Origin of the sequence: Acetoanaerobium pronyense (genome assembly GCF_017874355.1) — a bacterium.
GTDB lineage: Bacteria > Bacillota > Clostridia > Peptostreptococcales > Filifactoraceae > Acetoanaerobium > Acetoanaerobium pronyense.
The window spans coordinates 1-18,316 of sequence record NZ_JAGGLI010000028.1 but is presented as its reverse complement, the minus strand read 5'-3'; the positions used below and the strand labels follow the sequence as shown (position 1 = coordinate 18,316).

Genomic DNA, 18,316 nt, shown 5'->3' with positions numbered 1-18,316 from the left:
ATTCAAACATAAGTTTTTTCAATAATTTTAAATAGTTAAGATATTAGATATATTAATTAAAGATATTGAAAAAAATATTTTATTAGAATATAATTAGGGAGAATAGAACACTAAAAAGACAAAAAACTTTTTAGGAAGAAGTATTATTGTGAAATTTTAAATTAAGAAAGGATTTTTGGGGGTAAAAATGAAAACAGGCGTGGATTTTGAAACCTACAGCGCTCTAAAGGAAAAAAGAACTAAGAGCTTAGATTCTAAATCTAAAGAAAAACCAAAGAAAAAAGATGTGAAGTTTGAAGATGATTTGGCTAAACTAATTGAAAGCAAAAAAAAATCTTCATTCAAGGAAAAGCCTCTAAAGGCATTCAAAAACAATTATAAAAACTTCCAATATGACTATGAGGAAGATTTTTATGACCCTGATTACGAAGAATTTGAATATTAATCTAAAAAAAGCCGAGCTTTAGCTCGGCTTTATATATTTTTGGTTTTTTCCTCAAGAAGCAAGGCTATCTTTCTGGCTGAATCCTCTTTTTTACAGAATCTCATAGAAGCTTTTATTCTTTCAAGCTTTGATGGGTCTGCCATAAATGTCTTTATTATGACCTCAAGGTTAAGGTTTTTTTCGGGTTTTACAGCCAGCCCGTTATTTAATAGGAAGGCTAGATTTTCTTTTTCTTGTCCAGGTATATAAAAGGGTACTATCATTGGCACTTCTTTTAATATACACTCTGTTGTAGTAAGTCCTCCTGGCTTTGTAATAATGCAGTCACTAATGCTCATAAGAGCATTCATTTTTTCAGTGAAGCCCATTACAATAATTTCTTTCTCGTGTACATTATGGGTTTTAAGAAATTTTGTGACCTTCAAAAGCAAAGAAGTATTTCTTCCGCATACTATAATTATTTGTATATTTTCTTTTATGCTTATAAGGTCTTTAAGGACGTCTGTTATATTACCGGCTCCAAAACTTCCCCCCATAAGCAAAACAGTGAATTTGTCATTGAGTCCAAGGTCCTTTTTAAAGGCTAAACTATCTACAGGGTCCAAAAATCTTCTTTCGATTGGAATTCCATAGGGATATATCTTAGAGTTTGGAACATCGCTATATTCTAAAAGAGATTTTACGTATTCATCTCCAACTATATACCCGTCTACCTCTTTGGCTACATGAGCTGAGTGGATGGTGTAGTCTGTGATTACAGAATAAAGAGGGATATGCATTTCGTTTTTTTCTTTGAGCTTTGAAAGAGCCATTACAGGAAAAGGGTGAGTGCCTATGACTCCATCAGGGCGCTTTTCTTTAAGTAGTTTTTCAAGTCTTGATGTCATATACTTAAGAATTAGGTTTTTATCCATACCTTTTCTTACAATATCAGTATCAGAAAATTTATACATCTGACCATAGGCTTTTGGTGTATAAAGTGCTGATTTTTCATATCCAGTAGATATTACCTTATCTACCACTTTACTTACAAATTTTAAGGAATCTATAATTTCGCAATCTATATCGAGCTTAGAAAGTTCTTCTTCTATAGCCCTTGCAGCTCTATTATGTCCACCCCCTGTTGAGGCAGAAAGTATAAGAATTTTCTTTTTCATAATGATATCTACTCCTATTAAACAATATCTCTAATTATACCCTAAAAAACACTATATGTTCTATATATACTATGTTAATATTAAACTTAAATAGATTATTTTTTAAAGATTAAAATATTTATAAATATAATCGAAGGAGGATAAATTTGAAACGAATAAAAGAAAACATAAATATACTTTTTATCATATTTGTAGCATTTTTAATGTACAAATTAATAGATAGGTGGGACTACATATTTGTTCAATTTAAGGTATTAAGATCACTTCTTTCGCCGTTTATATGGGCATTTGCATTTGCCTATATACTCAACCCTCTTATGGTAAAGATAGAAATGACTGAAAAGGTAAGTAGATGGGTATCTCTTGTCGTTGTATATCTATTTGTTTTAGGGATTATTATACTTCTTTCAACTATAATAACTCCTGTAATTGCTAGAAATATTACAGAGATAATAGACAAGCTCCCAAGATTTATAGAGGCTGCAGAAAGATGGGTTAGAGCAAAAATCATAGAATTTAGTTTTTTAGAAGAGCTAGGAATAAATACTTATGTCTTTAATAATATAAACACTATATTTACAAGAAGTTTTGATTTTTTAAATATCACAATATCGGGTCTTCTCACAAGTGTAATAGGGATTACCTCGGGTATTGCTAAAGTAATTCTGGGACTACTTATTTCAATATATATGCTCTTTGACAAAGAAAAATTTATAAGCTCCATTAAAAAATTATTCTATGCAGTATTAGGAGAAGGAAAAGCAGAGAATGTATTTGACTTTGCAAGAGAAGCAAATAAGGTATTTAAAAACTTCTTTGTAGGAAAGCTCATAGATTCCATGATTATAGGAATAATATGTTTTGTTGGACTTTATATTCTTAAAGTCGAATTTGCTCTTTTATTTAGCATTATTGTAGGGGTATTTAATATGATACCTTACTTTGGACCTTTTATTGGAGCTGTTCCAGTTGTTGCAATTACGCTTTTTTATAGCCCAATTAAAGCTCTATGGGTTCTTATATTTATAATTGGGCTTCAGCAGTTCGATGGCTGGATACTTGGGCCTAAGATACTTGGAGATAAGGTAGGGCTCTCCCCGTTTTATATTATTCTTGCAATAATAATTGGGGGAGGATATTTTGGAGTTATGGGAATGCTTCTTGGAGTACCTGTCCTTAAAACTCTATTCCTTCTATCTGAAAGGATAATAAATAGAAGACTAAAGGAAAAAAATATAGATTTTGTATAAAAATTTAATGAAAAATCCTATCTTACTTAGCATAGTAAAGAAAATTTTACTATACTAAAGATAGGATTTTTTTATTTTATGATTTTAATATTTTTTTATATACTATGTTATATCTATAGATTCATTTGGACTTATATGAATTATATCGCAAATACTACTTGAAAATTCTTTTGGATTGGCTTTTATAAGTTCAAAAGTATTATAGTGCATAGGTATTGCATTTTTAGGGTTGATTAGAGAGAGTGCCTCTATAGAGTCTTCTATATCCATAGTGAAGTTTCCTCCAATTGGAAGAAGTGCATAGTCAATATGTTCTTTCTCAAGAAGTTTCATATCGTACGTTAGAGCAGTGTCTCCAGCGTGATATATTTTAATACCGCCTATTTCGATTAGAAAGCCACAAGCCACTCCAGCGTAGAGTATATGCGTACTTTCAGTTATTGATGAACCGTGAATTGCAGGGGTCATTTTTATTTTTCCAAAATCAAATACTTTTCGTCCTCCAATATGCATTGGATGGCATTTTATATTGTATTTATCAAGATACTGAGCTATCTCGAAATTACATATTACATAAGATCCAAACTTTCTAGCTATTTCCACAGTATCACCCAGATGGTCTGAGTGGCCATGAGTTACTAGAATATAATGTATTTTAGGAAGGTTTGAAATTTCAGTCTTACAAAGAGGATTATCCTTTATAAATGGATCGATTATTATATTGATATTTTCTGTTTCAATTAAAAAAGCAGAGTGTCCAAGATATATTAGCTTCATATTATAAAAGCCCTCCTTTGATTCCATAAACTGATTATTACAAACTATTTATTTCTATAAATTGCTAATTTCATTATCTTACATATAATATTATACACGTTTTTTTTGATTTATCAAAAAAATCTGAAAAATTAAGCTATTTGTTAAAAAAATATTTATCAATAAGCAATGCTTATTCTATATAATAAACCCTTATTATATCCATAACGTTGAATTATATATAATAGATATATGAATGATAGATATTTACTTAACGAATTACTTGAGGAGGTATTCTAAATGAAGATAAATTATCCAAGTAATGTTCTTGCAAAGATGCAAGAGATAGCTGACGGATGTATGGGTCAAGACGCACCTTATTGCCAATCGGCCTGTCCTATGCACACGGATATAAGAGGATATGTCAACCTAATTGGGGAAGGAAAAGAAGAAGAGGCTCTTGGTTTGATAAGAGAAAAGCTTTTCCTGCCAGCTACACTAGGTAGAATATGTGCCCATCCGTGTGAGGATAGTTGCAAGAGGGGCACTGAGTACAATCAACCAATGGCGATTGCTTCTCTTAAAAGATATGTTGCTGACAAACACGACAAAGAAGAAAAATGGGATTTAAATACTAAGCCTTCAACAGGAAAAAAAGTTGCTATAATCGGAGCGGGTCCTGCAGGTGGACAAGCTGCAATCGACCTTAGAAAAGAAGGTCATGAAGTAACTGTATTTGAAAAGCTAAATGTTGTTGGTGGAATGATGAGGGTTGGAATACCTGAGTACAGACTTCCAAGAAACATAATTGATTTTGAATATACATATCTTACGAAGCTTGGAGTAAACGTAAAGCTTGGAGTGGAAATAGGAAAAGACATCACTATGGCTCAGCTTGAAAAAGACTTCGATGCTATAGTACTAGCTCATGGAGCACATAAAGGTGTAAGAATACCTTTTAAAGGAACAGATGCAGATGGAGTATATGATGCAGTTGAATTCCTAAAAGAAGTAAGCCTTACTAGAAACTTTAAAGGTCTTAAGAAAAAGGTAGCTGTACTTGGTGGAGGAAACGTTGCTATAGACGTTGCAAGAAGTGCTGCGAGAGTAGGAGCTCAGGAAGTACACCTTGTATGTCTTGAAGAAATGGGCAAGATGCCGGCTCATGACTGGGAAGTTGAAGAGGCGATAGAAGAAGGTGTGAAGGTTCACGCAGGATACGGCTCTGAGCAAATCATATCTAAAGACGGAAAAGTTAGCGGCTATGAAATAAAGAAATGTACTTCTATATTTGATAAAGATGGAAACTTTAACCCTCAGTATGATGAAAACTCAAAAAAGGTTCTTGATGTAGATACATTTGTATTTGCAGTTGGACAGGCTGTTGAAAGTCATTTTGTAGATGGTCTTGAAACCACAAGAGGTGGAAGATTTGTAGCTTGTACAGATACTCTTCAGACATCAAAGCCAAATGTATTTGTATGTGGAGATGCAGTGGTTAACGGTTCTGTAATAGTAATAGAGGCTATGGCTTCAGCAAGACAGGCATCTACATCTGTAAATCGTTTCCTTAAAGGGCAAGACCTTAAAGAGGGAAGAAACTTCGCTGAGGAAAGAGGATATGAGACTAAGCTAGAGACAGAAATAAAAGAAGGTACAGAAGATCTTCCAAGAATAAAGACAAAGCAGCTTGACCCTAAAGAAAGAATCAAGTCATTTGTTGAAGTAGACCTAGGGCTTACACCAGAGGATGCTAAAAAAGAGGCTTCTAGATGTCTTTCATGCGAATGTAAACTATGCATGAAAGAATGCGTAATGCTAAACGAGTTTTGCGAGTGTCCAAAGGAAATATTCGAGAAGGTTATTGCAACTGGAGAAATAGACCCTATAATACCATATTCATGTAATATGTGTAACCAGTGTACTCTAGAATGTCCAAAAGACTTTAAAATAAGCAGTTCGTTTATGGACATGAGACTTGAAATGATTAAGGCAAACAAAGGAAAATCTCCTATGAAGGGTCATAAGGCAATAGAGATGCACCAGCTTCTAGGATTCTCAAAGATATTTAATATAGTTAGAAGAGCTAAAAAATAGAGAGGGGAAATAAAATGTCTAATACTAAAAGAGTATTTATACCAGGATGTTCCCTGCCATCATATAATCCGCAGGCGGTAGAGGCAACACTTTCATTTCTTAGAGACAAGCTTCCAGGCACAGGTGCAATACTAAAATGCTGTGGAAAGCCAACAAAAGCTCTAGGACAATCCGAAAAATTCAAAGAAAGATATGGCGAGCTTCAAGCTGAGATAGATAGACTAGGAGCAGAAGAGATTATAGTTGCCTGTCAGTCCTGTTTCCTTACAATGTCAGAGTATAGCCCAAATCAAAAGGTTACTTCACTTTGGGAGCTAATACCTCAGATAGGACTTCCAAAGGAAGTAATTGGAAAAGGAAAAGGAAGCGATATCACATTTGCAATACATGATTCTTGCTCTACTAGAGATAGACACTCTATCCACGAAGGAATAAGATGGATAATCAACGAACTTGGATATAAGACAGAAGAACCACCACATACAAAGGCTACTGCTAAATGCTGTGGATTCGGTGGAATGGTAGTTCCTGCAAATCCAGAGCTTGCAAAAAAGATAATGGAGGCAAGAACAGCAGAAGTAAAGTCAGATTATATGGTTACTTACTGCGCTGCATGTAGAGAGTCAATGGTTAAAGGTGGTAAGAAGTCAGTTCATATACTAGACCTAGTATTTGGACCAGTATGGACTTCAAACTCAGAGTTTCCAGTAGTTCCTTCAAGCCCTATAGCTTCGTGGGCTAATAGATATAAGTCTAAAAAAGCTATAGCAAAGGTTTTAGGATAAATAAAAAATGTTTTTAATTAAAAGGAGGATGTACATAATGAAAAAGAAATTAGCAGCACTTGCACTATCTTCACTTATGCTGTTTTCAGTAGTTGGGTGTTCACAGGTAGAGCAAAAATCAGAGGAAGAGCTTCAGGAGCAACAAACTAAATATACTGCATATGCAAATGATGAGCATATCGTAAGTGCACTTGATGCAAAGGCAATGATAGATGCAGGTGGAAATATAGCTCTTATAGACATAAGCGATCCAGTGGATTACAAGCTTGGGCACGCTGAAGGGTTTGCAAATGCTTGGAGACCAGATTACTCAGCAGCAGAAGGAACTTATGAATATGGTGGAATGAGCAATACAAGAGAAGAAATGGCTGCTCTTCTAGGAAGATTAGGGGCAGACAAGGACTCTACAATCCTTATAATGGGAACTAAAGACAACCACGATCCATATAGATTTTTCTGGCAAGTAAAGATGTATGGACATGATAATGTTAAAGTAATAGATGGAGGATTAGATGCTTGGAAAGCTGCAGGTCTTCCAACTCAGATGACTTCTCCATCTGTAACAGAGAAAACATTTGAATTTACAGGAGCTGAAAGACCAGAGCTTCTTGCAGACATGGCTACAGTGCTTGCTGCAATAGATGATGACAAATATGTTATAGTTGATACTAGATCTCTTGATGAAGCTACTGGAGCTACTACACTTAAGGGTGCATTTAGACCAGGAAGAATACCAAACTCAGTATGGATAGAGTTTAAAGAAAACATGAACGAAGATAAGACTTTCAAGACTGCTGAAGAGTTAAGAGCTCTTTATGAAGCACAAGGAGTTACTTCAGACAAGATAATAATTCCTTACTGCCAATCAGGAGTTAGATCTGCTCAAACAACTTTCGTGCTTTCTGAGCTTCTTGGATACGAAAACGTAATGAACTATGACGGTTCTTGGATAGAGTGGTCATTTAACGAAGATATGCCAGTAGAAATGGGAGACCTTTAATCTTTAAATAACAAAGCTTCCTAGTTAATAAATATCACATTATTAGAAATAAAAGAGTAAAATAAGGACAATAAATTTAATCAAAACAAAAAATAGAATCAGAGAGTTCTCTGATTCTATTTTTCAAAATACTTTTTATGGAATTATATTTGAGAAGCTTAATAATGGAGGTTATAATATGGCGGCAAAAAAGAATGACAAAACCAAGCTAATAATAGTACTAGTTGCTATAGTTGCTATAATAGCTGTTTTATATAGAATGGGAATATTTGAAATGGTAAGCATAGAAAATATGCAAAAGCTTAAAGTATGGATAGAAGGATTTGGCGCTCTTGGACCAGTTGTTTATATAGGTATATATGTAGCAGCTGCTCTGTTCTTCCTGCCAGGACTTCCAATAGCTCTTCTTGCAGGAATAGCTTTTGGACCTATAATGGGAGGGCTATGGGCTCTTACAGGAGCTACACTTGGAGCTACAGCTGCATGTTTTGTTGCTAGATATGCTGCAAGATCAATGGTTGAAGGATGGGCTCAGACAAATCCAGCTTTCAAAAAAATAGACGAAGGTGTTGAAAAGCAAGGATGGAGAATGCTTATGATAACAAGACTTGTTCCAGTATTTCCTTACAACATTCAAAATTATGCATACGGACTTACTAAGATAAACATAGTTACTTTCTTTGTAGTTTCATTTATTTGCATGGCACCAGGAGCATTTGCATTTACATTTATGAGTGGAGCAATAGTAGCTGGAGAAAGTCCTGCACAGATAATGATGTATCTTGCAATAGGTGCAATATTCTTTGTAGCTGTAAGTCTAATTCCAGGATATCTTAAAAAGAAAAAAGGAATAGAAGCAGCATAAGGAGAAATTTTTAGATTAGTTAAAAGTTTTAGTTATAGGGAGAATATAAATGTTAGACACATATGGAAGAAAAATAGCTGATCCTACAATAAATTTGATGGGGAAATCTCTTATTTCTATAGGGCTTAGTCCAAATAATGTTACCGTGATAAGCTTTATGATAGGTTTAAGTGCATCGGTAGCATATCTTACAGGACAAGAAGTATTAGCGGTAATACTCCTGTGGATATCAGGAGCTCTTGATGCAGTAGATGGAGCTATGGCTAGAAAAATGAATGCAACTAGCTTATTTGGATGTCTTATGGATGTGACCTTTGATAGACTTGTAGAAATTGGACTTATAATTTCCATGTTTTTAATAAATCCAGAAGCTGGACTTCCATTAATACTTCTTTGTAGCTCCATAATCTTTTCTATGACTGTATTTTTGACAGTGGGAGCGCTATCTGCAAATAATGGAGTAAAGTCATTTAGATACCAAGCCGGTTTGGCCGAGAGGACAGAAGGATTTTTACTATTTACTCTAATGATTTTATTCAAATCCCATATAGTTTTATTTGCATATATATTTAGTATGATTGTATGTTATACAGCTATTCAAAGAATGGTAGAAGCAAAGAAGATATTTAAATTAATTGATGCAAAAAAATAGCAATATATTTTTTAAATAATAAATCCTGGATTCTTCTGGGATTTATTATTTTGGAATTATAAGTAATTTGGAAAGATTTGCATATGGATATTTATACATAAGGGTTTTATATGATATAATATCCTTAAGTATTGAAATTAGTAATGGATTATATAAATAATTAATCGGGTGGTTAAAGATGAATCTAGAGTATCTCAAATCTTTTTATATTACAGTAACAAATAACAGTATATCAAAGGCCGCAAAGCAGCTTCATATGACACAGCCGGGACTAAGTATGCAGCTTCAAGCTCTTGAAAAAGATCTAGGAGTGAATCTTCTTATAAGAAGCAATAAGGGTGTGCAAATAACTGAAGCTGGAAAAATATTGTTTGATTATGCAAATACGATTCTATCTTTAAATGACAATATAACAAGAGATTTAGATAATCTTAAAACCAATAAAAAACAGCTTATAATAGGCTCCTGCAAGGCTATAGGAGAGTACTCTCTTCCTTGCAGTATTTACCTATTTAAACAGGACAATAAAGATTTGAATTTGAGCCTTGAAGTAGAAAACACTACAGAGGTGATAAACGATCTTCTAAACAGCTCTGTGGACCTTGGTATTACTCAATATAGATCAAATGAAACCGAGCTTGTCTTTGAAAAAATAGTATCTGATGATATTATCTTAATTACATCTATGCCTCTTATGAAGGATAAAATAACTCTTGAGGAGTTAAAAAGACTTCCTCTTATAATGAGAGAAGAAGGCTCAGGAACAAGGCGTATTATCAAGGATGAACTAGAAAAATCTGGAATGAATCTTGATGATCTTACTGTGATATTTGAGCTAAACTCAAATGAGGCAATCAAAACTTCTGTGACCTCTGGTAAGGGAGCTGCGTTCATACCAAAGTTTTCGGTTTTAAGAGAACTAAAAATGAAAACAGTACAGGAGATAGAAATAGAAGGAATAAAGTTAAGTGCTGACTATCATATTGCATATAGAAAAAATGGAGATCTTACTTCAGAAGAAAACGAGTTTATAAGGTTTGTCAAATCGAGCAAACGGGGCTTTTGCTAAAATGAAATCCAAACAAAAAATCCTAAATTATTCTATAATCTGCTTTTGCAGGAAGAATAGTTTAGGATTTTTAAATTCAAACTTAAAAAGTGAATTGCATTACATAGATTCTAAAAATAGCAGGCATTTTTAAAGTCTATACCTAAAGATACTTTTTCACCTTCTTTATAAAAGGAAGAGGAGTCTGCTATTACTTTTACAGTTATCTCTTTGCAAGTGACATCGTAATATGACCTGTTACCGCCATATTTTTTCCCAGATATAATCCCTTTTACTGGATAATAATCTAGTTTAGGAGAGAGTCTTATATCCTCGGGATGAATCATTGCAGTGACATTTTGCTTTTTCTCTATCATAGTCTCAAAATCTCCAAGCTCATTTGAAAAAACATAGCTTTTTATATTTCCCTTAAAATAATTTTTCTCCCCTAAAAAATCTGCAACCTCTATATTTTTAGGATGTCTGTATATATTTTCAGGAGTATCGTACTGAATTATTTTTCCATCTAGCATTACAGCTACTCTATCAGATGTCATCAGTGCCTCCTCCTTGTCGTGGGTTACAAGAACTGTTGTTATAAGGAGCTTTTTCTGAAGTTCTCTTATAAATTCCCTCATTTCATGTCTAAGATTTGAATCAAGACTTGAAAAAGGCTCATCAAGAAGAAGTACCTTTGGAGAAACTGCAAGCGCCCTAGCTATTGCGACTCTCTGTCTTTGACCTCCTGAAAGATTTTGAGGATATTTTTTTTCGCTACCCTTCATCTGTATCAGATTCATAAGATAATCCACTCTTTTTTTTATCTCACTCTTTTTTTCTCTTCTCATCTTAAGCCCAAAGGCTATGTTTTCCTCCACAGTAAGATGAGGAAAAAGCAAATAATCCTGAAATACTATCACAGCTCCTCGCTTTTCTGTTGGAACAGAGGTTACATCAACTTCAGATAGATAGACCTTCCCCATCTGAGGTCGCAAAAGGCCTCCAATTACTCTAAGAGTGGTAGTCTTGCCACATCCAGAAGGACCAAGAAGAGATATCATTTCTCCTTCCTTTACGTGGAGGCTTACATCTTTCAGTATTTTTTTGTCTCCTATATTAAAATCTACATTTTTTAAACTTATACTAGACATTAATCTTCTCTCCCGGTTATGTTTTTCTTAGATGCTTGTACCTAAAGGAAAGCACCCTGTCAAATATAGCTATCACAAGAGTTCCAGTCAATATAAAAGCAAAGCTATATACAGAGCCTATAGTTCTGTCTCCGCTTTGGATAAATGGAAACATGAGTATTGGAAATGTAAGTACCCTTCCTCCCCCTATAATAAAGGTTAGAAAATAGTGACTAAATGAAACTATAAAGGTTATTGAAAAAGCAGAAGATATAGCTTCTCCAAGAACAGGCAAAGTAACATAGGCGAAGGTTTGAAAAGGATTTGCTCCAAGCACCCTTCCCTGGATCTCATAGGAATCTCCAATCAAATTATAAATCTCTATAAATATTCTTATTGAGTAGGGTACTGTAGTTGCAAGATGTATAAGGATGACTCCTGTTACTGTATTTGCAATCCCTGCTTTTATCATCAGTATATGTACTCCCATAGCCACAGAAACGGCAGGTATTATAAAAGGTGACATTACAAGCATATGAAAAAGGTTTTTTCCAGGGAAGCTATAGATAGCTAGTGCTTTTCCTGCTGGAATACTTATTAATATACTAATAAAAGCAACCAAAGCAGACAGCCTTACAGAAAATAAAAGTACAGGGAGAATATTATTTTTAGGGTCCAATATTTGGCTAATTCCTCTTAATGTAAACTCACTTGGAAGAATCTGAGGATAAGGCCATGATTTTGTAAATGCCCATATGAAAATAAAAATCAAAGGAATTATAAGAACTATCATTAAGATGGCAAAGGCCACTTCATAAAATATTTTTTTCATACTCTCACCTATTATATTTGTTTATAAGGTCAATTGACTTTTTATAGAAAAAAGCCATAATGATGCAAATAAACGTTATTATAAAATTGATTACCATAGAGTAAGGTCTTCTTAAAAGGTCTCCAGCAGAATATTCATGATATGCAAGGACAGGAAGAGCTCTTGGAACTGTAGATCCAAGAAGAAATGGTATCTCAAATGCCGAAAAAGAAAAAGCAAACAATATTATAAATGAAGATAGTATAGTTGGATATATGAGGGGGAGTAGTACATGCCAAAAGTATTGCCTTGTGGTAGCGCCAAGATTTAAAGTCATATCCATATACTCTCTATCAACTTTTTTAAGCACTGCATATGTCACCATGGAGACATAGGGAGCGCCCTTCCATATATATGCAAATATTGTTCCTACACCAAACCTATCAAATATCAAAATTGGAAATTTATTGAAATCATCTATTATATTAAGGTTATAAAGTATACGAGAGAGTATGCCTGTAGCCGAAAGAAAATTATAAGCTATGATTGCTGCTATAATATGAGGAACTAGAACAGGCACTCTGCTTATAAGTTTTTTAGCATTTACTAGCTTATTGCTTTTTATTATTATATAAGAAATAAATACTCCCACTATTACAGAGCCTAATGTAGAAATCAGTGATATTCTAAGGCTTAGCATTAAGGAACATCTAAATGAAGGTGAAGAAAACACTTCCTTAAAATACTTTGTTGTAGGCTCTGTCAGTCCTATTTCAGGAAAATATCCAAAGCTTTGAGCTATCAGGACACATATTCCACTTAAAAATACACCTACTATGATTATCATAGTAGGCATAAGCATTAAATAAGGTTTTAATTTTTCATACATTATATTCATTCCTTAGTTAGAATTTAGTACTACCTCTTCCCAGACCTGCTCGATTAAGACAAGTATTTTAGCAGAAACCTCTGGAAGTCTATTAGTAAGAAGCTCTTCATTTGAAACAGCGCCTGGTCCTAGTTCTATCGAATTAAAATAGTCAAGCTCTTGGTCATTAAGCTTATTTACATCAAGAACTGCGAGATCTCCCCATACATCTGGGTCCATCTTAGTAACCTGAGACTCTACGCTTAGCATTTCGTTTATAAGTACAAGGGCTGCAGCCTTGTTTGTAGAGTTTTTAGGAATAGCAAGGTAGTGAGTGTTTCCTATAGTTCCATTGTCAAATAAAAATGCCTTAGAGGTTTGAGGAAACTCTCCTGTATTTATTTTAAGGGATATGAAGTTAGGATTATAGCTCATCGTAAATGCTATTTCACCGTCTGCAAACATAGACTCTGCTTGAGTTATTGAAGAAGGGTAAGTTTCACCATTTCTCCAAAGATAAGGCTTTAGCTCAAGAAGGTACTCCATAGCTGGCATTACAGCTTCCTTTACTGTATCGTAATCTGCAGGCATATCAACAAATTGCTCATGACCTACTATTTCATAAACTATGTTTCTAATAAATGCACTCCCTGTAAAATCAGGTGGAGCAGGGTAAGTAATCATTCCAGGATTTGCCTTTGCCACTTCAAGAAGTTCAGCTGCACTAGTTGGAAGGGTTGATATTTTTGCCTCATCCATTATAAGCACCATCTGTGCCTTACCATAAGGAGCTTCATAACCATCTGTTGGGAAACCAAAGTCATATTTGACCTCAGGGTCGTTGAAATCAAGGTATTTATTAGCATTTGGAAGGACATCAAGGAATGGTCCATACAAAAGGTCATTTTCCATTGCAGTAAAGAAGTTTTCTCCGTTTATCCATACTACATCTATTGTACCATCTGCATTTAGTTGCTTCTCAGAAAGAAGCTTAGTAAGTATCTGGTCGATATCAGAAGAAACTCTGTTTAAAGTGATATCATATTGCTCTTTTAGTGCTCCTCCAAGAACATCCTCAACCCATGCATTTGTATGAGTAGAGCCTCCCCAGCCATAAAAATTAACAGTAGTCCCTCTAGCCTCTTCAAGAACCTCATCATAATTCGATAAGTTTAGCTCAGCTACAGGAGTATTATTGTTTTCGGCAGGTGATTGTGAAGAGCATCCTATTAAAAGTGAAGACACTAGCAATAATGACATAAGTAATACGGTGATTTTTTTCATATTAACCTCCAGTTATTAAAGTATGTATTTTGTGAGTAGTTTACTTCCTATGTAAGCCCCTGCAAACATAGCGAGGCCAAATACCCATCCATGAAGAGAATAAGAAGGAATGGCGCTTAGGTAGGCTCCAAGATTGCACCCATATGCAACCCTTGTTCCATACCCCATTAATATTCCTCCCAAAATTCCAAAAAGTACTTGTTTATTGTTTTTGATTTTTTTGAATTTATAATCCGAGGATAGAAAAGTTGAAATTAAAGAGCCAAATATTATTCCAAACATTATGATTACATATCTATTCAGCATAAATGAAGACCTTAATGACTGCACATCTCTAGTACTGAAATAGTACATATCGAAGACAGGTATACCTAGTTTTTCTAAGATACCTCCCAGAAAGTATAAAAATCCTGTGGAAACTCTGATAGGCTCATCAGTAAAACAAAACATTCCAATATTAAGCACACCAAGCATGAATCCACCAAACCAGTATGGCCAAGGCTTAGAAAATAGAGAAGCTATTTTTTTTCTATAAATATTTCCCATTCTCCTTCCCCCGTTTCGATATAATCAATTTCATGGCCCTTGTCTTTTGCCCATTCGACTACATTGCTTATAGCGCAGTTGTGATTAGTCAGTAAAACCAAAATCTCTCCGCTATGCATTCTCTCAAGCTCCTTATTTGCTTTTAAAAGTGGGATTGGGCAGATTTCATAAAGACAATCCAGTACCTTATACTCCATTTCTTACCTCCGTTACTAAATCATGGTATTTCTTTTAATATGATATTTATATGCCAAATAATATATTATGATTAGAGCACTAAGCTGAATCACTACAGATAGAGTATAACCAAATATATCGGGAAGATAAATTATAGGAGAGCTTGATATAAACGCATTTTCCCAAAATCTATAGTGCATTGCCCCAAATAAAGTACCAATAGATATGCTTATAAAGACTACAAATTGAAGTAAAAAGCCTTCTCCAACTCTTGTAAGTGCACCACTTACGCACCCTCCAGCAACTACCATCCCCATTCCAAACATTATTCCACCTATAAGTGTATGGATTCCCACAGGGCGAACCAGTCCTGTAAGGGAAAAATAATCACTAACCCCAGCTTTATGTACAGGAAACTGAATCATAGGGAAAAATATAGATGAAAGAATTAAGGCTATAAGGACAGCCCTAAAAAGCTTTGTAGAACCTACCAGAAATGGGTCTCTAAAGCTTGCTGCAAAGCAAAATCTAGTCTTTTGAAGAACAAACCCAAATCCTAAAGAAAAAATCCAAGCAATTGCCAATATAGAATCTCTTTTATAAAGATAAAAAGCTATATAAATAGAGATTATTATTAACAAGGCTCCATAAAGACGTTGATTTTTTTTTGATTTAGGCTTCTCAGATTGTGAAGCCTTTAGCCTTTCTTTTTTTAACATTTCAATTTTTGAACTCATATATTTCTCCTCGCCCTTAAATTATATACGATTAAAGACAATTATTTAACAATTTAGCCTATCATAGTTAATTATACTATATTAGACTTTTTTATCGTATTATTTCCACTTTGATATTAGATATTTAGTAAGATAAAATCCAAGAGGAAATAAAATTAAAAGCTGAATTACTGGAAGCACTCCTATATTTGTACCGTGGATTAAGGGCATTTGTTCGCTATAAGTCCATCTTTCTTCTATTAAAGCCCTAGTTTCAAAATAAAAGCTCATAAATAAAGAATAGAATGCTGTAATAATGACATCGCTAATTGACATACCTTTATCAATCCAATAAAAACTTTTATTAGAAGCGGAAAGTATTATATAAAGGAAAATCGCCATATTCATGTCTCCAAGAGTTGCAGTTATCATAAGAATTTGATGCTCAAAAGAATCCTCCATATCAAAAAAATAACCACACTGAGCATACTCCCATATTAGATGAAGCATAAAAGCTGTAGCTCCTACCACTAGTAGTCTTTTTATTACTGGAAATTTTATAATCATAAATAATCCTTCCTTCTTAATAGATTAAAATTTAGATCTTGTAATCATTATAAACCAAAATCAAATAAAGTTCTATTGAGCCTTTTTATTTGGAATAAAGACTCTTCCTATATAATAGAATACAAGAATTCCAATTTTCTATGGTATATATTTTAACTCAAATAAAAAGTGCCTCAAAATGGAGAACCATTTAAAGGCACTGAATTTAACGAAATAAATTTATTGAAAAAATAATATCTTATTTTGCAACAGAATGATGCTTAGAAGCTTCATATGCAGCTATTTCTGCATCAGTCATTTTAATCATACTAATTCCTGTGAATCCATAGAATATAGAAACAAATGGATTTATAAGGTTAAGGAAGGCATAAGGTGCATATGCGAATGGATGAACGCCTAGAGTTCCATACATAAACGCTCCACAAGTATTCCATGGGATAAGTGGAGAGGTTATTGTTCCAGAATCCTCAAGTGCTCTAGATAAGTTTACTGGAGCAAGGCCTCTGTCTGCATAAGCATCTTTAAACATTCTACCTGGTATAACAACTGAAAGGTACTGCTCACCAGTAATTATATTTACTACGAAACAAGAAACAACTGTCGCAAGAACAAGTGATCCTGTGTTTACTGCAAGTTTTAGTATATTTCCTGCAACAACACCTAGCATACCTGTAGACTCAAGTATACCACCAAAAGAAAGAGCGGCAATTATAAGTGAAACAGTCCACATCATATCCTGCATTCCACCACGAGATAGAAGATCATCCACAAGTTCAAGTCCTGTTTCAGAAACGAACCCGTAGTTTGCAGCATCAATCACAGCGCCGAAATCAGCACCTTGGAAAATTACTGCGAATATAGAACCTAGGAAAACCCCGCCAATAAGTCCAGGTATAGCTGGAACTTTAAATATAACCATTGCGATTACAAGTACAGGTGGTAGTAAAAGAAGCAGGTTTATATTGAAGCCACTTGAAAGAGCTGTAAGTATATCAGCTATCTGGGAATCGTTTACACTCTGTCCAGCATATCTCATTCCAATAAATCCATAAAGTACAAGAGCTATAAGAAGAGAAGGTCCTGTTGTTAATGCCATATGTCTTATGTGGTCAAAAAGATTAGAACCAGCCATTGCAGGTGCAAGGTTAGTAGTATCTGATAGAGGAGACATCTTGTCACCAAAGTAAGCCCCAGAGATTATTGCTCCTGCAACTATAGCAACAGGAATTCCAAGCCCTTGCCCTACTCCTAGAAGAGCTATACCCACTGTTCCAGCTGTAGTCCATGAAGAACCAGTTGCAAGAGATACAACAGAACATATAACTGCAGTAGCTACTAGGAAGATTGCAGGTGAAAGAATTTGAAGTCCGTAGTAAATCATTGTAGGAACTACTCCTCCAAGTATCCACGTACCTATTATCATACCGATTATCATAAGTATTATTATTGCTTGCATACCCATATTAATAGTTTTGAGTATTCCTTCTTCAATTTCATTCCATGTATAACCAAGTCTAGTAATAGCAAGTGCAGCTGCTACTACTGCCGCTATAACTATAGGAATGTGAGGATCTTGTCCAAAAACCAAGATTGATGGGATTAAGACCCCTATAAGTACTAATATAGGTATAAGTGCTTCAAACAAAGACGCTTCTCTTTTGGTCTTTACTTTACTCATTTAAATTCCTCCCTTACTTTCTGTTTATTTTTATTTATATTTTATATTTTTAGGGATTAATCCCTAAGCATATATTACAAAGATTATAGCAGTATAAGGTTAAAGATTCAACAATTTTAAAGAAATTTCTAAATATTCACCCTTAAGGGAAAAATGTAAAAATAGCTTTAGATACTTTTAAAATTAAACAAAGTTCCTATTTTGTAAACCTAAAAATTTATAAAATCTTTTTAAAGAGAAATACAAAATTTTGAAACTTGTTTATGTGAAAAATTGCATATAAAGGAAAGAATTTTTCAGAAAAACTTTTTTTAAAAAAGTGTTGACCTTTTTTTATCCCCATGATATATTAATACATGTCCTCAGCAGAGGAAAACAAACGGCCAAGGGGCCAACACATGAACCTTGAAAACTGGATAGTAAACCATAAATAGCTTCTTAATTGAAGCAACACCATTTATGAAATAAGTCAGTTAATTTTAAC

The 18,316-nt window shown here is 34.1% G+C and carries 19 protein-coding genes; 8 read left to right on the top strand and 11 right to left on the bottom strand.

Annotated features, from left to right (window positions below; translation table 11 throughout):
- The first annotated feature begins 187 nt into the window (after positions 1-187).
- Positions 188-445 (top strand): hypothetical protein, encoded by a 258-nt coding sequence (locus J2Z35_RS11030; protein ID WP_209661467.1) that lies wholly within the window; start codon positions 188-190, stop codon positions 443-445.
- A 29-nt stretch (positions 446-474) separates the two neighbouring features.
- Here J2Z35_RS11030 and J2Z35_RS11025 read toward each other — a convergent pair whose 3' ends face one another.
- Positions 475-1,602 carry an MGDG synthase family glycosyltransferase gene (locus tag J2Z35_RS11025; RefSeq protein WP_209661466.1) on the bottom strand — a complete coding sequence of 376 codons (1,128 nt, stop codon included), beginning with the start codon at positions 1,600-1,602 and terminating at the stop codon, positions 475-477.
- Between the two features lie 146 nt (positions 1,603-1,748).
- On the opposite strand from J2Z35_RS11025, the gene J2Z35_RS11020 reads away from it, so the two are divergent.
- Positions 1,749-2,852 carry an AI-2E family transporter gene (locus J2Z35_RS11020; protein ID WP_209661465.1) on the top strand — a complete coding sequence of 368 codons (1,104 nt, stop codon included), beginning with the start codon at positions 1,749-1,751 and terminating at the stop codon, positions 2,850-2,852.
- 102 nt (positions 2,853-2,954) lie between these two features.
- Here J2Z35_RS11020 and J2Z35_RS11015 read toward each other — a convergent pair whose 3' ends face one another.
- Complete coding sequence (locus tag J2Z35_RS11015) at positions 2,955-3,629, bottom strand: metal-dependent hydrolase (protein WP_209661464.1); 675 nt, start codon at positions 3,627-3,629, stop codon at positions 2,955-2,957.
- Positions 3,630-3,908: 279 nt separating this feature from the next.
- Between J2Z35_RS11015 and J2Z35_RS14700 the strand changes: the two genes are divergently transcribed.
- The 6 genes from J2Z35_RS14700 to J2Z35_RS10985 all read left to right on the top strand — a co-directional run bounded on the left by J2Z35_RS14700 (position 3,909) and on the right by J2Z35_RS10985 (position 10,076).
- Positions 3,909-5,705 (top strand): FAD-dependent oxidoreductase, encoded by a 1,797-nt coding sequence (locus J2Z35_RS14700; RefSeq protein WP_245330869.1) that lies wholly within the window; start codon positions 3,909-3,911, stop codon positions 5,703-5,705.
- Positions 5,706-5,719: 14 nt separating this feature from the next.
- The gene (locus tag J2Z35_RS11005; RefSeq protein WP_245330868.1) at positions 5,720-6,490 is read left to right on the top strand and encodes a (Fe-S)-binding protein; all 771 of its coding nucleotides are present in this window, start codon (positions 5,720-5,722) and stop codon (positions 6,488-6,490) included.
- A gap of 37 nt (positions 6,491-6,527) precedes the next feature.
- Positions 6,528-7,490 (top strand): sulfurtransferase, encoded by a 963-nt coding sequence (locus J2Z35_RS11000; RefSeq protein WP_209661463.1) that lies wholly within the window; start codon positions 6,528-6,530, stop codon positions 7,488-7,490.
- A gap of 178 nt (positions 7,491-7,668) precedes the next feature.
- Positions 7,669-8,355, top strand: coding sequence for a TVP38/TMEM64 family protein (locus tag J2Z35_RS10995; RefSeq protein WP_209661462.1), 687 nt, complete (start codon positions 7,669-7,671; stop codon positions 8,353-8,355).
- A 49-nt stretch (positions 8,356-8,404) separates the two neighbouring features.
- Entirely contained in the window at positions 8,405-9,007 is a 603-nt protein-coding gene (locus J2Z35_RS10990; RefSeq protein ID WP_209661461.1) for a CDP-alcohol phosphatidyltransferase family protein, read from the top strand.
- Positions 9,008-9,185: 178 nt separating this feature from the next.
- On the top strand, positions 9,186-10,076 hold the full coding sequence (locus J2Z35_RS10985; protein WP_209661460.1) for a LysR family transcriptional regulator: 891 nt from the start codon (positions 9,186-9,188) through the stop codon (positions 10,074-10,076).
- 110 nt (positions 10,077-10,186) lie between these two features.
- Here the strand turns inward: J2Z35_RS10985 and J2Z35_RS10980 are convergent, their stop codons facing one another.
- The 9 genes from J2Z35_RS10980 to nhaC all read right to left on the bottom strand — a co-directional run bounded on the left by J2Z35_RS10980 (position 10,187) and on the right by nhaC (position 17,832).
- Positions 10,187-11,206 carry an ABC transporter ATP-binding protein gene (locus J2Z35_RS10980; RefSeq protein WP_209661459.1) on the bottom strand — a complete coding sequence of 340 codons (1,020 nt, stop codon included), beginning with the start codon at positions 11,204-11,206 and terminating at the stop codon, positions 10,187-10,189.
- Positions 11,207-11,222: 16 nt separating this feature from the next.
- Entirely contained in the window at positions 11,223-12,017 is a 795-nt protein-coding gene (locus tag J2Z35_RS10975) for an ABC transporter permease (protein ID WP_209661458.1), read from the bottom strand.
- 4 nt (positions 12,018-12,021) lie between these two features.
- Positions 12,022-12,894, bottom strand: a complete 873-nt coding sequence (locus tag J2Z35_RS10970) for an ABC transporter permease (RefSeq protein WP_209661457.1) — start codon at positions 12,892-12,894, stop codon at positions 12,022-12,024.
- Between the two features lie 3 nt (positions 12,895-12,897).
- A complete protein-coding gene (locus J2Z35_RS10965; RefSeq protein WP_209661456.1) occupies positions 12,898-14,148 on the bottom strand; it encodes an ABC transporter substrate-binding protein in 1,251 nt (416 codons plus the stop codon).
- Between the two features lie 15 nt (positions 14,149-14,163).
- Positions 14,164-14,694: a YeeE/YedE thiosulfate transporter family protein gene (locus tag J2Z35_RS10960; protein WP_209661455.1), complete on the bottom strand. Its 531-nt coding sequence runs from the start codon at positions 14,692-14,694 to the stop codon at positions 14,164-14,166.
- Complete coding sequence (locus J2Z35_RS10955) at positions 14,667-14,891, bottom strand: sulfurtransferase TusA family protein (protein ID WP_209661454.1); 225 nt, start codon at positions 14,889-14,891, stop codon at positions 14,667-14,669. Before J2Z35_RS10955 ends, J2Z35_RS10960 begins: the two co-directional genes overlap by 28 nt.
- Positions 14,892-14,906: 15 nt before the next feature.
- Positions 14,907-15,608, bottom strand: coding sequence for a YeeE/YedE thiosulfate transporter family protein (locus J2Z35_RS10950; RefSeq protein ID WP_209661453.1), 702 nt, complete (start codon positions 15,606-15,608; stop codon positions 14,907-14,909).
- 99 nt (positions 15,609-15,707) lie between these two features.
- A complete protein-coding gene (locus tag J2Z35_RS10945) occupies positions 15,708-16,154 on the bottom strand; it encodes a hypothetical protein (protein ID WP_209661452.1) in 447 nt (148 codons plus the stop codon).
- A gap of 238 nt (positions 16,155-16,392) precedes the next feature.
- A complete protein-coding gene (nhaC, locus tag J2Z35_RS10940) occupies positions 16,393-17,832 on the bottom strand; it encodes a Na+/H+ antiporter NhaC (protein WP_209661451.1) in 1,440 nt (479 codons plus the stop codon).
- Positions 17,833-18,316: the final 484 nt, after the last annotated feature.